The following is a 17,134-nucleotide window of genomic DNA, read 5'->3' as shown; positions in this document are numbered from 1 at the left end:
GCCGCCCTCGCCGGAGGACGAATCAACGCATGATCGCCCGGATGCGTCGAAAGCTGGTTCAAACCGTCCGCCAGCCCGACCGGAAACGCTCGGCAAGCCGATCGAAGCCACGCGCCAGCCAGCCGATCGCACGTTGGTCTGGACGCCGCGCCAGCGTGAAAACGACTTGCGCCGTGCCGCCGGCTTCCGTGCTCAGCCAAAGCCGCTCGTGCTGGCGCAGCTTCAGGGAATCGCCGGGGACGAGCCAGTAGTCTTCGGTATCGTTGCTGCGCGTGGCCCATACCGGCGCGCCGAGAACCGACAGCTTGACGCTGTTGCCAATACGCATCGGCACCGTTTCGCCATCGGCTATTTCGAACGTGATGCTTGTGGATATTTCTCGCATGACAGCCTCCGCCAAAAATCGTGTTGATGAGTAGAAGATAGACTCAGCAAGGGTTTAAGCAAAACGAGCAATTTTCGTCTGTATGTGAGATATATTCACACATACACACATTCGAGCCGATGACCGTGGACCTACGCCAACTCCCCGCTCTCAATGCGTTGCGCGCCTTCGAAGCCGCCGCGCGACACGAAAGCTTCTCGCGCGCCGCCGACGAACTCTTCGTCACCCACGGCGCCGTGAGCCATCAAATCCGGGCGCTCGAGGCGGATCTCGGCGTCACGCTCTTCGTTCGCGATGGCAAGCGCGTGCGGCTGTCGGATACCGGGCGGCAATACGCCGCGGAAGTCCGTACGACCCTCGCCACGCTCGCCGAAGCTACGCGGCGGGTACGTGCGGGGGATCGCGACCGGCGGCTGGTGGTATCGATGCTGTCGTCGTTTTCCGCACGCTGGGTGACGCCGCGAATTGGCGGGTTTATCGAAGAGCATCCGGAAATCAATCTCGAACTGCTCTCGACAAACGAACTGACCGATTTCACGCGCGAAGACGTCGATGTCGCCATTCGCTTCGCGAGCACCGGGAAATACGCGGGGCTGCATTCCGAAGAACTGCTCGATGAAGTGTTTTTCCCTGCCTGTTCACCGAACTTCCGCGGCGGCAAGCTGCCTCGCACGCCCGCCGATATGGCCGACGCGCCCTTGCTGCGTTCACACGATGAACTCTGGCGCCCCTGGTTCGACGCAGCCGGGCTCGTGGATCTGCCCGAACCCAAGCGCGGCGTTCTATACGAAGATTCGTCGAATTTGCTACAGGCCGCCATTCAAGGGCAAGGGATCGCGCTCGTGCGCCGGTCGCTCGCCATGCATGAAATCGTGGCGGGACGGCTTGTGAGACTTTTCAATATTGATGGGCCGAGCCCGTGGAATTACTACTTCGTGTGTCCGCTCGCACTGCTCGGGACGCAGCGCGTGCAGACGTTTCGCGCGTGGCTGCTGGACGAGATCATGCAGTTCAAGCAGCTTTACGAGCGCACGCCGGCCGTGTGCGACGGGCCTGCGCGCACGCCCGGGCCGCCAGGGGCACCGTCGCTGCAGGTACTTAAAGCACCACTTTGACCATTGGGTGACCGGTCAGCGCACGATAGATATCGTCCAGATGCGCGCGGCTCTGCGCGCGAACGGTGAGCGTCAGACCGGTGTATTTACCGCCCGACGACGGACGCGTTTCAATGCGCTCGATGTCAAAGTGGTCGTCGAATTCGCGGATCACGGTGACGACGGCATCGCGGAATTCCGGATGCGTCGCGCCCATCACCTTGATCGGGAAATCGCAGGGGAAATCGAACAGGGCGTCGATATCGGGTGAGCTCATGGTGTTCTCCATCTAACGGACGCCCGGGCTGTCCGGGCGTCTCACAGCAGACATAGATGGAGCCGGATCGGCCGATTCCAACTTGCCCGATGTTGCTTGCTTCTTCCTTATTTCTTCTTCTGCCACATCATCAGCAGCGAATCCCACGTCCGGCCGACAAAACCGGCTTGCGGCACATCCTGCAGCGCGACCAGCGGGAATTGGGCGACTTCCTTGCCGTCGGCCATCATCTTGACGGTGCCGACCTGCTGGCCCTTCTTGACCGGCGCGACGATGGTGTCGTTATGCGTGACCGTGGGCTTGACCTTCTCGCCCATGCCCTTCGGAACGGTAATGTACTGATCGGTTTCCACGCCGGCCTTGAGCGCGTTTTCCGTGCCCTTGTAGACGCGCGGCGAATCGATCACCTGGCCTGCCTTGTAGAGGCGCACCGCGTCATAAGCCGTGTAGCCGTAGTTCAGCATCTTCAGGCTGTCCTGCACGCGGTTGTGCTCTTTCGGCTCGCCCATCATCACGGCGACCAGCCGGCGGCTCGCGTCAGGCACGCCTTCCAGCGGACGCTTCGCGCTCGCGATCAGGCAATAACCCGCTGCCTTGGTGTGGCCGGTCTTCAGGCCATCCACCGTTGAATCGATCCACAGCAGGCGGTTGCGGTTCGGCTGCTTGATCTTGTTATAGGTGAAATCCTTCACCGAGAAAATGGCGTAGTACTCGGGGAAATCGCGGATCAGGCGAGTGGACAGCACGGCCAAGTCGCCTGCCGTGGTGTAGTGATTCGGGTCGGGCATGCCGTTGACATCGGCGAAATGGGTATTTTTCATACCAATCTGCTTGGCCGCCGCGTTCATCAGTGTGACGAAATTGCCTTCGCTTCCGCCCACCAGCTCAGCCAGTGCGATGGCTGCGTCGTTGCCCGACTGGATGATCATGCCGTACACGAGATCATGAACGGTCACCGGCTTGTTCGCCTCGATGAACATGCGCGACTCGTCCGTGCCCACGCGGCGCACGGCCTCGCTCGGCATGACGGTCTGGTCCATGTTGATCTTCTTCGACTTGAGCGCGTCGAAAACGAGATACGCGGTCATCAGCTTGGTCAGCGATGCCGGTTCCGAGCGTTCATCCGGGTTGCCGGACGCGAGCACCTGGTTGCTGGTTGCATCGACGAGAACCCACGAGCGGGCCGTTACATCGGGTGGCGGAACCTGGGCGAAAACGCTCGCCGCTACGAGCGTCGCCGGCAGGACGATAGCGGCAGCAACGGCACGATGAACGAAAGAGGGAGCAACGAAGGGCAAGCCGGAAGGGGAAAAGCGCATAGGTTCGGATTGGCAGAAAAGGCATCGGCGAGTCGGCGTTTTCCGGATGTCCGAGAAAAGACGCGACTCGCGGGTTGTACAGGCGGAGGGTCAGTCCGGCGGAGCGCTGTGCTTCGACGCAGGGCGCGAAGATTCGTTCGGACCGACCTCCGCGCGCTTCGATACTCGAGCGGCACATGGACTGAACGCGACCGTTGAATCGAGCGGTGAATCGCGTGCTGCATGCGCTGCGGCCAAGCGGCGGCCGAATAGTCGGCCGGGCAAAATTCTGCGCCATTATACGCGTGCGCAATGTTGCTTTTGCCGTGGAAGTGGCTTGATTTGCCGGGGATTCTTGAAAGCGAGTGTAAAAACGAACGCGGCGCGAAGCCTTTGAAAGCCCTGGCGCCGCGCGTTGATCCTGCAGAAAGTAGCGGTTGTTCCTGCGTAAGCCTCAACGCCAAGCGTCGACGATGATCTTCTTCAGCACATGCAGCTTTCTATGGAAGAAATGCTCGCCGCCCGGGATCACGACGACGGGCAATTCCTGCGGGCGCGCCCATTCGTAGACCGAGGTGATCGGAACGGTATCGTCGACTTCGCCGTGGATCACGAGCGTGTTGTCCGGCACCTCGGCGACCGGCCAGTTGCTCGCTGCCGTGCCGACCATGACCATGCGCTCGATCGCCTCGCCGGACTCGCGCAACTGCTTCGCCACATGCGAGAGCACGAAGGTGCCGAACGAGAACCCGGCAAGCACGAGCGGAACATCGGCTTGGCCCGGTTGCGCACGCATATGCGCGACCACCGCCAGCAGATCGTCGCGCTCGCCCGTGCCGTTGTCGTGTTCGCCTGCCGTTTGTCCCACGCCGCGAAAATTCGACCGATACGTGATGTAACCAAGCTGGACCATCGTGCGTGCGAGCGTCTGCGCGACCTTGTTGTCCATGGTGCCGCCGTAAAGCGGATGCGGGTGCGCCACGAGCGCAATGCCGCGCGAGGGGGTGCCGTCGGCCGGACGATCCAGCGCGACTTCGATCTTGCCTGCGGGGCCATCGATCAGGAACTTCTCGGTCTGTGCATTCATTCCTGAACCTCAGGCCGCCGGCTGATCGATGAGCAAACGCTCCACGATCTTGCCGTTCACCAGATGCGAATCGACAATTTCATCGATATCCGTTTCATCCACGTAGGTGTACCAGGTGCCTTCCGGATATACGACGATCACGGGCCCGAGTTCGCATCGTTCGAGGCAGCCCGCCTTGTTGATGCGCACTTTGCCGTCGCCCGCGAGGCCGAGTTTCTTCACGCGTTTCTTCGCGTACTCCTGCATGGCCTGGGCGCCGCAATTCGCGCAGCTTGGGCGCGGGGCGTCGGGCGCGCGTTCGTTGAGGCAGAAGAACACGTGATACTTGTAGAAAGGGTCCATGAGCTTGGCCGGGGATTTTGTGGGGGTTGATTCGATTATAACGACCGTTACCCGGGTCAGCTTTTCACGCCACCGCCACGCCGCCACGCCAGGAATGCGCGCTCCGCCGTGGATGCCAGCCATCCCAGTGCGGCATATGGCCACACCCACGCGAGCCAGTGCGCGAGACCGTTGAAATGCAGATAACGTCCCTGGCGCCAGTCGGCCACGACGATATCGAAGTAAGGATTCACCGGCAGCAGATTGACCAGCACGAGCGCCACGATCAACGCAATGCCGGCGAGCGTTGCACGCCATGGCCGGGAGCATTGCAGGGACAGCAGCCCCGCCGCCGTGCCGGCCGCGATGCCATACACGGCGCCGTCGGTGGCCCAGTCGAAGGTCAGCCCCGAGCGCGATTGCAGGAAGGTCGCGCCGGCTTTCGCGCACAGCGTTGCAATCACGAGCCCGAGTAAAAGACGCACGCGCGGTGCGCGGGCTCGCATGGGCAATGTGGTCAGCACGAGCGCCGCAAACAAGTTGAGTGATGTGATGACCATTTCCCAGGTGTCATCGGGAAGGCGATCGCCAAGACGCATCGGCCATGCGGTCACGTTCCACGCTACCGGTATCCATGAAAGCAGTGCCTCCTGCATCACAGGGTCGAGTTGCTGCCACAGCAGGCGCGGCAAATTGCCGACGGCGAACAGGAACGGTGCGGGGTACATCGTGGCGAAAGGCCAGAGCGCCGATAACCCCAGCATGTACGCCGCGTCCCGCTCGAACCACATGAAGCGCAGGCGCCGCAGCGCGCCACGGTCGAGCAGCATGCTCGTGGCCGGCGCGGTCAGCGCGGCGCCGAGCAGCGCGCCCAGCGCGTTCGCCGCGAGATCCAGGTTCGATGAAACCCGCGTCGGCAAATACGTCTGCACGGCTTCCATGGCGCCCGACAACATCGCCCCGCCAATGAACGCAACGCCAGCCGCGAGCACGCCGCGGTATCGCGGATAGAGCGCCAGCACGGCCAGCGCGCCGAACGGCATATAACCGAGCACGTTCGTGATCACATCGAACGCGGTGAGATATTGCGGCAGCGGATCGGTGAGATAGGCGAACGGGCCGATGCCGAGCGACCGCCAGCCGGAAAACGGATACAGCGACCCATAGACGATCAGCAGCGTATAAACGGCGAGCGCTTGCCGCGACAACGCCGATGGCCGGCGTTGCCAGTGCTTGACGATCATGCAGGCCGCCTTGAAGCGCGCGGCGCTGCGTGGTTCGCCCTCGCTGTCACTGCGATGCAACCAGTGGCTGCACGCCAAGCCAGGCGGCCATTTGCGCGATCAGGTCGTCAGACGCGGCGGCAAGCGCCCGTGCGCCGCCGGCGGCATCGGGCGTATAGGAAGGGGCGCGCGCAATGAACGTGCGCTGGCTGACCACCTGCCCGTGCTGCGACAACGTCACCCGCGCCGATACTTCGCCGTGGCTCTTTTCGGGGGCATCGAAGACTTGTTCGAAGTCCGTCAGATCGACCTGCAGCATGGGCGCGCGCACCGGGTCGGAGCCGGTCAGCACAGGACCACGTGACGCCAGGGCGACGCGCAAACGCTGCGTCAGCAGGTCGGCAGGCGACATGGTCCAGTGACTGTCCGAATAACGCCCGATGCGCTGTGCATCGGCGTATTTCAAGCGATATAAAAACGCATCCGTATCCAGGTTCTTGGATGCGCTCACTGCCAGCACCTTTACCGGCGGCATGGGCATGGTGTTGCCGAGCGGTGCGGGGTCGCCGAGGTCGTATCGAATATTCGATACCGCCGCCGGCGGCCCCGAAGCGCAACCGGCAAGCACTGCAGCGAGGGAAAAAACAATAAAACCGGAGCGCGCTCGCGGCAGCGGGCGCACAGCGCGCTTTACCAAGCGCTTCGCCTGCAAGATCGTGTGTGGCATCTCAGTTTCCTGATTGATTTATCGAAAGGTCCGGCTGCTGCCGTTTGAAACCACGGCGGCAGTGGACGAACAGATTTATTTCGACGGCGCCGCCGGCCATTTGAAACCCGGCTCGCCCGGGCCCGGCTCGGGCTGCGGCGCGCCGAACAGCACGCTGCGCGGGTTCCGGTTGAACGTGTCAGCCGCGCGATCAACGGAACGCGCCGCACTGCCCACGTCATCGGCCAGCGAATTCACGCGTGGCAAGGTTTCATAACCGACTCGCGCCGACATCTCCTGTAACGACTCGTTCACTTCGTTCAATACGCGGCCGGCGCGTTCCGCCGCGTCGCCCGCCTTGTTCAGGTTCGTGACAAACGGACCGTCCGCACGGCTCAGGTTGTTCGCCAGCGCGTTCGTGGAAGCGAGCGTGCGGTCGAGCTGATGCAGCGTGCGCGGCAACTGTTCCGCCACCGGTCCGACTTGCTTGCTCAACATGGCGATGCCGTCGGCCGCGCCCTGCAGGCTCTTCGTTGTCTGCATGACCTGGTCGCGCATGTCGTCGGACAGGAATCTGTCTGCGTCGTCGGCGATGCGTTCAAACTTTTTGATCAGGATGTCGCCACGTTGCTGCAATTGATCGAACAAACCGGGATGCAGCGGCAGCGAAGCGACCTGGGTCGACGATGACGTCAACGGCGCCGGGTCCTTGCCCGTGTCGTCGAGTTGCACGAACGCAATGCCCGTTACGCCCTGGAACCCAAGCGTGGCGAACGTGGATTGCGTGATCGGCGCGGTTTTATCGACCATGATGCGAATCCGGATCTGACCGGGATGGCCCTGGTCGAATTTGATGGACTGCACCTTGCCGACGCCGAGGCCGCGATAACGCACGTCGGCGTCGGTATAGAGGCCCGTCACGTTGGTCCGCGCGACCAGGTCATACGGCACGCGCACCGTGCGGTCGACGTTGAAGAAGAACACCGCAACGCCAATAGCGACCATCAGTCCGATAGTGAACAGACCGGCCAAGAACGCATGGGATTTGTTTTCCATCAACAGGTTCCTTTGTTACTGCTTACTGCCTGAGCGCAAAACGAAGCCACTCATGAGAACGCCTAGAGCGTGGGGCCGCACGGCGCATCTTCGAGCGCGACCGCCGGCAACCTTTTGCGGCGTTCGGGCGGAAGCGCCTGCAACGCGCGCCTGCCGCGCCGCCCGAGAAAATACTCGCGGATAAACGGGTGATCGACCGCGACCGCCTCTTCCACGGGCGCGGCGACCAGCACCCGCCGATCGGCGAGCACCGCCACGCGCGTGGAAAGCGCGACCATGGTGTCCAGGTCGTGCGTGACGAGAACCACGGTCAAACCCAACGCGCGATGCAGCGTAGCAATCAAATCGACAAATTCGTCCGATGCCTTCGGGTCGAGCCCGGCCGTGGGTTCATCGAGGAAAAGCAGTTCGGGTTCGAGCGCGATCGCCCGCGCAATACCCACGCGCTTGACCATCCCGCCCGATAACGCCGACGGCATCTTGCTCATGTTCTTGCACGAAAGGCCGACCATTTCGAGCTTGAGCATGACGAACTCGCGGATCAGGTCTTCCGGGATCTTGCCGAGTTCGCGAAACGGCTGGGCAATGTTGTCGTACACCGACAAAGAAGAAAACAGCGCGCCCTGCTGGAACATCATGCCGGAGCGCGTGCGCAGCATCCGCGCGGTTTCTTCGTTCATCTTGGCCCATTCTTCGCCGAGCACGCGGATGGTGCCGCTCGTGGGCGACTCGAGTCCGAGCATCTGCCGCACGAGCGTGGTCTTGCCGGAACCCGAACCGCCGAGCAGCGCGAGGATCTCGCCGCGCCGCACTTCGAGGTTCAGGTGCTCGTGAATCACCGTGCTGCCGTAGCGCTTGGTTACATCGACCACTTCGATGACAGGCTCCGCCGTCACCGGAGTCGGCTTATGGCGAACGGCCGAGGCGAGCGTTGCCGACATCAGATTCCCACCCGTTGGAAAAGGATCGCGAAGACGGCGTCCGCCAGGATCACGATGGTGATGGACGACACCACCGAGGTCGTGGTCCCCTCGCCCAAGCTTTGCGAGTTCGCCTTGATGCGAAAGCCGAAATGACACGCGGCCAGCGCGATCAGCATGCCGAACACCACGCCCTTGCCGAGCCCGATCCACAAATTCGCGATAGGCACGACCGACGGCAGCGACCGCGCAAAAAACGACAGATCGATACCCAACACCAGCTTCGCGGCCAGCGCGCCGCCGAGCAGCGAGACCATGTTGGTCCACATCACCAGCAACGGCATGGCAATACCAAGCGCCAGCACGCGCGGCAGCACGATGCGCAAGCCGTGCGGAATGCCCATGACCTGCATGGCGTCGAGTTCTTCCGTCACCCGCATCACGCCGATCTGCGCGGTGATCGCGGACCCTGAACGCCCGGCGACCAGGATGGCCGAGAGCACAGGCCCCAGTTCTCGGATCACCGACAACCCGAGAATATTCACGATGTACTGGTTCGCGCCGAACATGCGCAATTGTTGCGCGGACAAATAGCTCAGTACGATCCCGATCAAAAATGCGACCAGCGCCGTAATGCCGAGCGCCTGCGTGCCGGCGCTATATATGTTCGCGGATATCTCCGTCCACGGAATTCGTTTCGGCCGACGCACCAGTCCGATCAGGTCCAGCACGAAGCCGCCGAACAGCGCCAGGCCGCCGTACAAATGCTCGAAGAACGAGAACAGGATCAGCCCGAAGCGCGTGATGGGGTCGATTCGATCCACCACCTCGGGCTCGTCGCGATTGGCGTCGAGCAATGCGACGCGCTCGAAGATTTCTTTCTGCGTGTCGGAGAGTGACACCTGCTCCGGGAGCTTCCTGCCCCACACGCGCCAGAGCGCCTGGCCGCCCACGTGATCGAGCCGTTCGACGGGCAGCAGGTCCCAGTGCTTGATTGCTTCCTGGCCCACGCCGCGCAGCCGTTCCACCACGCCGCGCTTGGTGGTCGCATGATCGCGCGCCAGTGCAAGCGCCGTCCACTGGCCGGAAAGCCGGACAACCTTGCCCTGTTGGCCGGCCTCGACCTTGAGGCCTGGCGGAGTGTCGAAGTTCAAGGCTCTAAAACGCTCGGAGTAGGGTTTCAGGGAGCACTCATTGTAGCGAAGCTATTCTGGAATCTCGCGAAAGGTGACAGCGTTGGCCATTTGGCCGGGTTTTCCGCGCTCCGGCCCGTGCATCAACCGTCGCGAAGGGTTCCGGCGCCACGCCCGGGTCCGGCACATCGCTACAATGCGCATATGAACTCATCCAATTCGTCTTTTCCTCTCGATGCCGCCTGGCGTATCGACAGCGAGCGGCTCATGTCGCTGGCCGCGCGGCCGGTGCGCGACTGGTCAATCGAGATCGTCGATGAAACGGGCTCCACGAACGCCGACCTGATGGCGCAGCTCAAGGCGCAGCCGCGCAACAGGACGTCGGCGTCGGCGCCGGACTCGTTCTCGGCACGTTCCACGCTGAAGGCGGCTGATGGCGGCCCGTTCGTGCGCGTCGCGTACCTGCAGACCGCCGGGCGTGGACGGCGCGGGCGCGCGTGGATTGCGCAGCCGGGCAACGCGCTGACCTTCTCGGTCGGATGTGTGTTGCCACGGCCGCTGGAAGGGCTCGCGGGGTTGAGCCTCGCGGTCGGCACCGCCGTGCTCGAGGCGCTGAACACGTTGCCGCTGTCGGCATCGGCGAGACTCGCCTTGAAATGGCCGAACGACATATTGCTCGACGACGGCAAGCTCGCCGGCATCCTGATCGAAACCGCGTGGAGCACGCCGCGGGCGAGCGCCGTGGTGATCGGAATTGGCATCAACCTGCACGGCGCGGCGCAACTGGCGGCGGAACTCAATGAGGCCCAGCGCCGCAACGCGCTGCCCACGCCGGGGAACACGCCGGCGTCATTGTCGAGGGCCTGGAGCGACGCGAATCTCACCGATACCCTCGCCGCCGTGCTGAACGCGCTCGACGCCACGCTCGCGCGGTTCGGCGCCGACGGCTTCCGCCCGTTTCGCCAGCAATGGCTCGCGGCGCACGCGTATGCGGGGCGCGAGGTCGTGTTGCTGGAGCAAGGCGTGGAGGTGGCGCGCGGTCTGGCGGTGGGTATCGACGATAACGGCCAGTTGCAGATCGATACCGCGACTGGCCTCAGAACCGCCAGCAACGGCGACGTCTCGTTACGGCTCGCGGAGCAACGTCCGTGAGTGAAGCGCCGTTTTTGCTCATCGATGCCGGCAATAGCCGGATCAAGTGGTCGATCCTGACGACCGCAGGCGAAAGCCTGCGCGACGGCGCCGTCGAACACGCTGACCCACTGGAATGGCCGCATGATGTGAAACCGGGAAGCGTGTGGATATCGAACGTCGCCGGGGCGGCCGTGCACGAGCGTATTGCCCGTCAGATCGAGCAACGCTGGCCAAGCTTGCCGTACACATTCGTGCGCGCTCAGGCGAAACAACTGGACGTGACGAACAGCTATTCGGAACCGTCATCGCTTGGCAGCGACCGCTGGTGCGGCATGATCGGCGCGCACGCCGCGTATCCCGGCGAAAACCTGTTGATCGCGACCTTCGGCACGGCGACAACACTTGAAGCGCTGCTCGCCGATGGCACCTTTACCGGCGGCCTGATTGCGCCCGGCTGGCAGTTGATGATGCAATCGCTCGGCAGCCACACGGCGCAGTTGCCCACTCTCCAGCCCGATACAGCCCGCGACGCGCTCGCGTCGTCCGCAAGCGTTTTTGCAAATGACACGCGCGCGGCTTTATCGACAGGATGTTTGCTGGCGCAGGCCGGCTTGATAGAGCGTGCGTGGCAAGATCTGCGCGCGCAATGGAACGGCGATTTCCGCCTGATTCTGAGCGGCGGCGCGGCCAGCGAAGTAGCGGGCGCGTTAAAGGTGCCGCATACTCGTCACGACTCGCTGGTGCTCGCCGGACTCGCGTTGATCGCGCGCGAGAACGCTGCACCTTCTGCAGTGACCCGAACACTCGAATGAACCAATTGAACCCGATTGATCAACTCATTGATGGAGCGCTTTCCATGCTGCGCTGGCTGATCGCCCTGTTGTTCCTCGCAAACCTGCTGATGTTCGTGGTCGTGCAAGGCGTGTTCGGACCGTTGCCGTCTGCCGGCGGACGCGAACCGCAACACCTCGACCGCCAGATTCACCCTGAACTCGTTCGCACGCGTCCCATCAGCCCGGAAGAAGCGGCGGATCAGGCCGTGGTCGGCGGTCCTGCGCCAGCGGCGGCAGTTCAGGCCGCGCCGCTTTCGCAATAAGCCGCTAACTCGGCCGCTGCCAGGCAACCAGGCACCTACCCCTGCGTGCGTACCCTCTTGAGCAGCGCGGTTGTCGAGCGATCATGTTCGAACGGAATGGCGAGCGCCTTGCCGCCCCAACTGCGCACCAGAGCGGATTCGGCAAGCTTGTCCATGTCGTAATCGCCGCCCTTCACGAGCACATCCGGATGCAGTTCGCCGATCAGTTCCAGCGGCGTGAACTCCTCGAACTTCACCACCCAGTCGACGCTTTCCAGCGCAGCCAGGAGCGCCATGCGGTCGTCCTCACGATTGATCGGCCGGTCATCGCCCTTGCCGAGCAAACGCACCGATGCATCGCTGTTCACACCCACGATCAACGTTGCGCCCAGCGCTTTGGCATCGGCGAGATAGGTCACATGTCCGCGATGCAGGATATCGAAAACGCCATTCGTGAAGACTACGGGCGCGCTCAGTTGCGGGCGCAACGCGGCAAGCGCAATGCGCGTCATGATCTTGCGTTCGAAAGGAGCGGCCATGGCAGGAACAAGGAGAAATCAGGAAGGTGCGTAGTGTGCCACGCACGCGACGACGCCTCGAAAAAGAAAACAGCCCGCGGGCATGAACCGGCGGGCTGTTTCCTTGTTTCCAGAACTGAACAAACCAGCAGTCAAGCTCAGGCAGGCTGTTCCGACGCGCCCTTGGCCGCCTGCAACCGCAACACCACTTCCTTGCGATACCGGTTCAGCTCCTGAGCCGTCAGGAACGAACGCTCGAACAGGATGGATAAGTTATGCAAGATCCGTTCGACGACCTTCTTCTCCCAGCTATCGTCAAAGCGAATCTGGTCGTCGAGCCAGCGTTCGAGCCATTCCGGATCAGGCAGGCGAGACTGGATGGTGTCGCGCGGAAAGAGCGCCTGATTCACGTGGAGGTTGGTCGGATGCAGCGGTTTTTCCGTGCGTCGCGCCGAGGCCATCAGCACACCGATCTTTGCAAAAGCCGCACGCGCGATATCGCCGGTCTGCACCATCGCTTTTTTCATGTAGCGCAGATACGCGCCGCCGTGCCGGGCTTCGTCGCGGGAAATAGTTTCGTAGATGTGCTTGATGACCGGCTCGGTATGCCATTCGGCCGCACGCCTGTACCAGTGGTTCAGGCGGATCTCGCCGCAGAAATGCAGCATCAGCGTTTCGAGCGGCGGCGCCGGGTCGAATTCGAAGCGCACTGCGTCGAGCTCGGCTTCGGTGGGCACCATCTCCGGCTTGAAGCGGCGCAGATATTCCATGAGAACGAGCGAATGCTTCTGCTCTTCAAAGAACCACACACTGATGAACGCAGAGAAGTCGCTGTCGTTGTGGTTGTCGCGCAGGAACATTTCCGTGGCGGGCAACGCGGACCATTCGGTGATCGCGTTCATCTTGATGGTCTTGGCTTGTTCGTCGGTCAAGAGCGCCGAGTCGAACTTGTCCCAGGGAATGTCTTTCTCCATGTCCCAACGAACCGATTCAAGCGATTTGTACAGTTCTGGATAAAGCATCGTGTTCATAGTCCACCCCTGGATTGCAACATAGTGCGACGATTCTGTCTGTTGTAACTGTAGCCAGCCCGCGCGGTCATCCGCGCCGCCAGCAGCGAAGCTTTCAATTTTACGCGGGAATCAGGCGCCCAGATGCAAAAGCGGTAAAGAAGCGCCTGTCGCGTCCATCTGCGACGATTTGCCCGTTGCCGTTCCGCCGCATTGGGCGGTAAGCAATGTCTACCGTGGGTGAGGAGCGAACCCTGTGCCTGAGGTAAGTACGAAGCGCGAGCTGTATGGAGCTCGAGTGAAACTATTTAGGATGCTCTTAAAAGCGGTCCAGATGCATCCAGCACAGCCGCCTGAGCATGCCTTCCGGTTATGACAGGCGCAAGACGCATACCGTTCCCTCTGATGCGTCGGTGTGAACCCGCATACACCGCCAGCAGTCCTTTGATGCGACTACCGAAACACGGCAAACAGCCGCGCCGATCATAGCATGGCGTTCTGACGCCACTCGGCGACGGCCTCTTCAATCGGCGCAAGCCCGTTCACAGTGAGAATGCCGTCCGGCAACTTGCGTCGCAACGCAGGACTGCTCCCGCCAACCCAGATTGCGACTTTCGCCGGCAGCGCCTGGCGCAGATCCGTGAGTCCGTTCACCACGGACTGCACCGGGACGGACGCCGAGAAGGACAACGCGAGGACATCGACCTCGTGCGCGGGGATTGCATCGATGATGTCTTGCGGCGGTGTTTGTACGCCCAGCGCAATGCATTCGCACCCGGCGAGCGCAAACATGGCCTCGGCCATCAGGATGCCCAGGCCATGACCCTCGCCGGGCAGCGTCGTGAGCAACACGCGCGGATGCGCGCCGCGGCCACGCAACGCTTCGGACAATGGACGCATGAGCGAGCGCAGCGTGACCTGCATTGCTTCGCTGAAAAGGTGCTCATGATAGACCTGCAACGTCCCGGCGGCCCATGCGTTGCCGATGCGCGCCGACAGCGGCGCCGCCACGTCCAGCACGAAATGCGCAAGGCCCTCTCGCGTGGCGCGCTTGAGCAGCTCGAAACGAAAGTCGTCGTATCGGCCGGAGCGCAGCAGCTCCACCATCTTGTCCAGCTCCACATCCGGCGCGTCCTGCCCCACGCCCGAATCTTCGGCGAGTTGCTGCAACAGCGCGATGGATTGGGGCAATACCTTGCTCGGCCGATGACCCGCATCGAGCAAACGCTTGACGAGCCTCAGCTTGGTCACCTGCTCCTGCGGATACAGCCGCTCGCCGCCCGTTGAGCGCAACGGTTGCGGAAATCCATAACGCCGCTCCCAGACACGCAAGGTGTCCTTGGTCAGTCCGATCTCGTGCGCGATCGCACCAATGCCGATACCTACGCCAACGCCGTCCAACTGCGTCGCCATGGCTTCTCCATCGCCGGCGTTGAGGCTGCCATTTTTGAGGGGCAGATTACTTTCCGATGTATTTGTCATGGACAAAATTGCGACCTAAAAATTGTGACGACTGCAGCGAAATCGCCTTAGACCTAATATATATGGACATTCTCAACGATTGGCAACATGATTGATCATAGACGAGTTTTGTATTTTGTAGTGGACAAACCGTTGCCAGGGCATGGACATTAATTGCCTGGCCTTGCATCCAGCGCAGTGGATATTGCGTAAATCACCTTGACCGTCGAGGAGCGACGCGGGACGTTTCACGGCGCAAAAAGACGCCGGAAACAGACAACAAGACAAAGACACACGGAGCAACGTCATGAAGGTTGCGGTAATCGGAGCGGGGATTTCGGGGTTGTCGTGCGCATACCGGCTGGCAAAGTCCCAGGCGGGTATCGACGTCACCCTGTTTGAAGCCAACGGGTATTTCGGCGGCCATACGAACACGGTGGACGTAACGCTGGACGGCGTGACGCATGGGGTGGACACGGGCTTCCTGGTGTTCAACCACCGCACCTATCCGAATCTCGTGAAGCTGTTCCAGGAACTCGACGTCCCGACGACCGCAACCGACATGTCGTTCTCCGTCGCGGTAACGGATAAACATCTGGAATGGGCCGGCAGCGACCTGAACACAGTCTTTACGCAGCGCCGCAACCTGCTGCGCCCCGCATTCCTGCGCATGCTCGCCGATATCCTGCGCTTCAACCGCACGACGACCGCCATGGCGCTCGCCGGCAAGGACGTTGAACTCGCCGAGCCGGTAAGCCGCTTTATCGAACGTGAGAAGTATTCGGTTGCGTTTCGCGACTGGTATCTGCTGCCGATGATCGGCGCGATCTGGTCATGCTCGACCACGCAGATGATGGCGTTTCCGATCGGCACGCTGATCCGCTTCTGTCATAACCACGGCCTGCTGCAAGTCAACGACCGGCCGCAATGGCACACGGTCAACGGCGGCGCACGGGAATACGTGCGGCGGATGTTGCCCGCCATCGGCGATGCCCATGCCGGGCTGCCAGTGACATCGGTGAAACGCGGGGCGTTTGGCGTGGAAGTCGAAAGCACGCGGGGTATCGAACACTTCGATCACGTCGTGCTCGCATGCCACAGCGATCAGGCGCTCGCGCTATTAGCCGACCCATCGAACGATGAAACCGTGACCCTCGGCGCAATCGGCTATGCGCCGAATCGCGCGGTGTTGCATACGGATGCGTCGCTGTTGCCGGCCGAGCGCGCGTGGTCGGCATGGAACTACGAAAGCCGTACCGGCGAACTCGGCGCCGAACCGCAGTTGTGCGTGCATTACCTCATCAACAAGCTGCAGCCGTTGCCGTTCAAAACTCCGGTGATCGTTTCGCTGAATCCGGTTCGTGAGCCGCGTCCCGAAACCGTGCTGCGCGAGTTCGCGTACAGCCATCCCGTGTTCGATCAAGCGGCGGTCCAGGCCCAACGCGTCATGCCATCCATACAAGGCGCGCGCAACACCTGGTTCGCCGGCGCATGGACGGGTTACGGCTTCCACGAGGACGGCCTGAAATCCGGGTTGGATGCGGCGGCCAGATTGACAGCCATCGCGTTGAATCGCGATGAACCGGCGCTTGCAGCATGAAAGCGCCCGTTTTCAATTCACCTGACCTGCTGCTCGTCGGCCCCGTGCGCCATAAGCGCCTGCGCCCGGCACGCAACGCCTTTGCCTACGGCGTCTACACGTTGCGCCTGCCGCTGCGCGCCCGCGCTGCGCGGCTCGCCCAAGGCACGCTGCAAGACTCGCGCATGTTCGCGTACAACCGCTTCGGCTTGCTGAGCTTTCACGACAGTGACCACGGCGTACCCGGACAAACGGCGCTGCAGTGGATCGAATCGATGCTGCATGACAACGGCATCCAGGATGCCGACGGCGAGATCTACCTCCAGGCTTTCCCGCGCGTGCTCGGCTACGTGTTCAATCCCGTGAGCTTCTGGTTTTGCGAACGTGGAGATGGATCGTTGCGCGCCGTCGTCTGCGAAGTGAACAACACGTTCGGCGAGCGCCATTGCTATTTGCTCGACCCCGGCGGCGGCATTCTGAACGGCACACCGCTCACCGCGCGCAAGGTCTTCCACGTCTCGCCGTTCTGCAAGGTCGAGGGCCGCTACACGTTCCGCTTCATGTTCGCGCCGCCGAAACACGGCAAGCCGATGCGCTCGCTCGCGCGCATCGACTATGAAGACGACGAGGGTCCCCTTCTGCTGACCAGCATTGCGGGCACAGCGCGTGCGCTTGACTCAGCCAACGTGCTGCGTGTGTTCTTCGGTTATCCGCTGATGACATTTGGCGTCGTCGCGAAAATTCACTGGCAGGCGCTGAAGCTGTTCATCAAACGCGTGCCGTTCCTGAGCAAACCCAATCCGCCGTCCGCGAATGTTTCGCACGAGCGGGCCGAACTGCCGACCAGGTGACTTGCA

19 protein-coding genes are annotated in these 17,134 nt (G+C 62.1%); 6 read left to right on the top strand and 13 right to left on the bottom strand.

The window, feature by feature from the left end:
• Positions 1–58: 58 nt before the first annotated feature.
• Positions 59–385: a DUF2917 domain-containing protein gene (locus AXG89_RS07050; protein WP_061998311.1), complete on the bottom strand. Its 327-nt coding sequence runs from the start codon at positions 383–385 to the stop codon at positions 59–61.
• Between the two features lie 125 nt (positions 386–510).
• On the opposite strand from AXG89_RS07050, the gene AXG89_RS07045 reads away from it, so the two are divergent.
• On the top strand, positions 511–1,500 hold the full coding sequence (locus tag AXG89_RS07045) for a transcriptional regulator GcvA (protein WP_062170382.1): 990 nt from the start codon (positions 511–513) through the stop codon (positions 1,498–1,500).
• Here AXG89_RS07045 and AXG89_RS07040 read toward each other — a convergent pair.
• The 9 genes from AXG89_RS07040 to AXG89_RS07000 all read right to left on the bottom strand — a co-directional run bounded on the left by AXG89_RS07040 (position 1,484) and on the right by AXG89_RS07000 (position 9,521).
• On the bottom strand, positions 1,484–1,756 hold the full coding sequence (locus AXG89_RS07040) for a DUF493 family protein (protein WP_062000655.1): 273 nt from the start codon (positions 1,754–1,756) through the stop codon (positions 1,484–1,486). The genes AXG89_RS07045 and AXG89_RS07040 overlap by 17 nt on opposite strands.
• Positions 1,757–1,863: 107 nt before the next feature.
• A complete protein-coding gene (locus AXG89_RS07035; protein WP_062168812.1) occupies positions 1,864–3,075 on the bottom strand; it encodes a D-alanyl-D-alanine carboxypeptidase family protein in 1,212 nt (403 codons plus the stop codon).
• Between the two features lie 433 nt (positions 3,076–3,508).
• Complete coding sequence (locus AXG89_RS07030; RefSeq protein WP_062168810.1) at positions 3,509–4,141, bottom strand: alpha/beta hydrolase; 633 nt, start codon at positions 4,139–4,141, stop codon at positions 3,509–3,511.
• Between the two features lie 9 nt (positions 4,142–4,150).
• The gene (locus AXG89_RS07025; protein WP_061998308.1) at positions 4,151–4,483 is read right to left on the bottom strand and encodes a (2Fe-2S) ferredoxin domain-containing protein; all 333 of its coding nucleotides are present in this window, start codon (positions 4,481–4,483) and stop codon (positions 4,151–4,153) included.
• A 56-nt stretch (positions 4,484–4,539) separates the two neighbouring features.
• Positions 4,540–5,706, bottom strand: coding sequence for a VanZ family protein (locus AXG89_RS07020; RefSeq protein WP_062170380.1), 1,167 nt, complete (start codon positions 5,704–5,706; stop codon positions 4,540–4,542).
• A gap of 46 nt (positions 5,707–5,752) precedes the next feature.
• Positions 5,753–6,412, bottom strand: a complete 660-nt coding sequence (locus AXG89_RS07015) for an ABC-type transport auxiliary lipoprotein family protein (RefSeq protein WP_061998307.1) — start codon at positions 6,410–6,412, stop codon at positions 5,753–5,755.
• Between the two features lie 75 nt (positions 6,413–6,487).
• Positions 6,488–7,447 (bottom strand): MlaD family protein, encoded by a 960-nt coding sequence (locus AXG89_RS07010; RefSeq protein ID WP_062168808.1) that lies wholly within the window; start codon positions 7,445–7,447, stop codon positions 6,488–6,490.
• Between the two features lie 62 nt (positions 7,448–7,509).
• Positions 7,510–8,388, bottom strand: coding sequence for an ABC transporter ATP-binding protein (locus tag AXG89_RS07005; RefSeq protein WP_062168806.1), 879 nt, complete (start codon positions 8,386–8,388; stop codon positions 7,510–7,512).
• Positions 8,388–9,521 (bottom strand): MlaE family ABC transporter permease, encoded by a 1,134-nt coding sequence (locus AXG89_RS07000; protein ID WP_061998305.1) that lies wholly within the window; start codon positions 9,519–9,521, stop codon positions 8,388–8,390. The genes AXG89_RS07005 and AXG89_RS07000 overlap by 1 nt, the downstream gene beginning before the upstream one ends.
• A gap of 183 nt (positions 9,522–9,704) precedes the next feature.
• On the opposite strand from AXG89_RS07000, the gene AXG89_RS06995 reads away from it, so the two are divergent.
• From AXG89_RS06995 to AXG89_RS06985, 3 genes are read left to right on the top strand one after another with little or no spacing between them, the layout of a single operon-like run.
• Positions 9,705–10,652 carry a biotin--[acetyl-CoA-carboxylase] ligase gene (locus tag AXG89_RS06995; protein WP_061998304.1) on the top strand — a complete coding sequence of 316 codons (948 nt, stop codon included), beginning with the start codon at positions 9,705–9,707 and terminating at the stop codon, positions 10,650–10,652.
• The gene (locus AXG89_RS06990; protein WP_062168804.1) at positions 10,649–11,446 is read left to right on the top strand and encodes a type III pantothenate kinase; all 798 of its coding nucleotides are present in this window, start codon (positions 10,649–10,651) and stop codon (positions 11,444–11,446) included. Before AXG89_RS06995 ends, AXG89_RS06990 begins: the two co-directional genes overlap by 4 nt.
• Positions 11,447–11,490: 44 nt before the next feature.
• Positions 11,491–11,730 carry a hypothetical protein gene (locus AXG89_RS06985; protein ID WP_062000652.1) on the top strand — a complete coding sequence of 80 codons (240 nt, stop codon included), beginning with the start codon at positions 11,491–11,493 and terminating at the stop codon, positions 11,728–11,730.
• Positions 11,731–11,765: 35 nt separating this feature from the next.
• On the opposite strand, the gene rfaE2 is transcribed toward AXG89_RS06985, so the two are convergent.
• The 3 genes from rfaE2 to AXG89_RS06970 form a co-directional block, all read right to left on the bottom strand.
• Positions 11,766–12,248 (bottom strand): D-glycero-beta-D-manno-heptose 1-phosphate adenylyltransferase, encoded by a 483-nt coding sequence (gene rfaE2 / locus AXG89_RS06980; RefSeq protein WP_062168802.1) that lies wholly within the window; start codon positions 12,246–12,248, stop codon positions 11,766–11,768.
• A 137-nt stretch (positions 12,249–12,385) separates the two neighbouring features.
• The gene (locus AXG89_RS06975) at positions 12,386–13,258 is read right to left on the bottom strand and encodes a hypothetical protein (protein WP_061998301.1); all 873 of its coding nucleotides are present in this window, start codon (positions 13,256–13,258) and stop codon (positions 12,386–12,388) included.
• Between the two features lie 462 nt (positions 13,259–13,720).
• Complete coding sequence (locus AXG89_RS06970; RefSeq protein WP_069638339.1) at positions 13,721–14,650, bottom strand: MerR family transcriptional regulator; 930 nt, start codon at positions 14,648–14,650, stop codon at positions 13,721–13,723.
• A 355-nt stretch (positions 14,651–15,005) separates the two neighbouring features.
• Here AXG89_RS06970 and AXG89_RS06965 point away from each other — a divergent pair, with 355 nt between their 5' ends.
• Positions 15,006–16,298, top strand: a complete 1,293-nt coding sequence (locus AXG89_RS06965) for an NAD(P)/FAD-dependent oxidoreductase (protein ID WP_062168800.1) — start codon at positions 15,006–15,008, stop codon at positions 16,296–16,298.
• Positions 16,295–17,128, top strand: a complete 834-nt coding sequence (locus AXG89_RS06960) for a DUF1365 domain-containing protein (protein ID WP_062168798.1) — start codon at positions 16,295–16,297, stop codon at positions 17,126–17,128. The genes AXG89_RS06965 and AXG89_RS06960 overlap by 4 nt, the downstream gene beginning before the upstream one ends.
• The last annotated feature ends 6 nt before the right edge of the window (positions 17,129–17,134 follow it).

This window comes from Burkholderia sp. PAMC 26561 (assembly GCF_001557535.2).
GTDB lineage: Bacteria > Pseudomonadota > Gammaproteobacteria > Burkholderiales > Burkholderiaceae > Caballeronia.
The sequence above is the reverse complement of the archived record's forward strand: the minus strand, read 5'-3'. Positions and strand labels throughout refer to the sequence as shown.

Coding starts and splice junctions, on each gene's coding strand:
- AXG89_RS07050 (WP_061998311.1), bottom strand. CDS start 385: ATGCGAGAAATATCCACAAGCATCACGTTCGAAATAGCCGATGGCGAA.
- AXG89_RS07040 (WP_062000655.1), bottom strand. CDS start 1,756: ATGAGCTCACCCGATATCGACGCCCTGTTCGATTTCCCCTGCGATTTC.
- AXG89_RS07035 (WP_062168812.1), bottom strand. CDS start 3,075: ATGCGCTTTTCCCCTTCCGGCTTGCCCTTCGTTGCTCCCTCTTTCGTT.
- AXG89_RS07030 (WP_062168810.1), bottom strand. CDS start 4,141: ATGAATGCACAGACCGAGAAGTTCCTGATCGATGGCCCCGCAGGCAAG.
- AXG89_RS07025 (WP_061998308.1), bottom strand. CDS start 4,483: ATGGACCCTTTCTACAAGTATCACGTGTTCTTCTGCCTCAACGAACGC.
- AXG89_RS07020 (WP_062170380.1), bottom strand. CDS start 5,706: ATGATCGTCAAGCACTGGCAACGCCGGCCATCGGCGTTGTCGCGGCAA.
- AXG89_RS07015 (WP_061998307.1), bottom strand. CDS start 6,412: ATGCCACACACGATCTTGCAGGCGAAGCGCTTGGTAAAGCGCGCTGTG.
- AXG89_RS07010 (WP_062168808.1), bottom strand. CDS start 7,447: ATGGAAAACAAATCCCATGCGTTCTTGGCCGGTCTGTTCACTATCGGA.
- AXG89_RS07005 (WP_062168806.1), bottom strand. CDS start 8,388: ATGTCGGCAACGCTCGCCTCGGCCGTTCGCCATAAGCCGACTCCGGTG.
- AXG89_RS06995 (WP_061998304.1), top strand. CDS start 9,705: ATGAACTCATCCAATTCGTCTTTTCCTCTCGATGCCGCCTGGCGTATC.
- AXG89_RS06985 (WP_062000652.1), top strand. CDS start 11,491: ATGCTGCGCTGGCTGATCGCCCTGTTGTTCCTCGCAAACCTGCTGATG.
- rfaE2 (WP_062168802.1), bottom strand. CDS start 12,248: ATGGCCGCTCCTTTCGAACGCAAGATCATGACGCGCATTGCGCTTGCC.
- AXG89_RS06975 (WP_061998301.1), bottom strand. CDS start 13,258: ATGAACACGATGCTTTATCCAGAACTGTACAAATCGCTTGAATCGGTT.
- AXG89_RS06970 (WP_069638339.1), bottom strand. CDS start 14,650: ATGGCGACGCAGTTGGACGGCGTTGGCGTAGGTATCGGCATTGGTGCG.
- AXG89_RS06965 (WP_062168800.1), top strand. CDS start 15,006: ATGAAGGTTGCGGTAATCGGAGCGGGGATTTCGGGGTTGTCGTGCGCA.
- AXG89_RS06960 (WP_062168798.1), top strand. CDS start 16,295: ATGAAAGCGCCCGTTTTCAATTCACCTGACCTGCTGCTCGTCGGCCCC.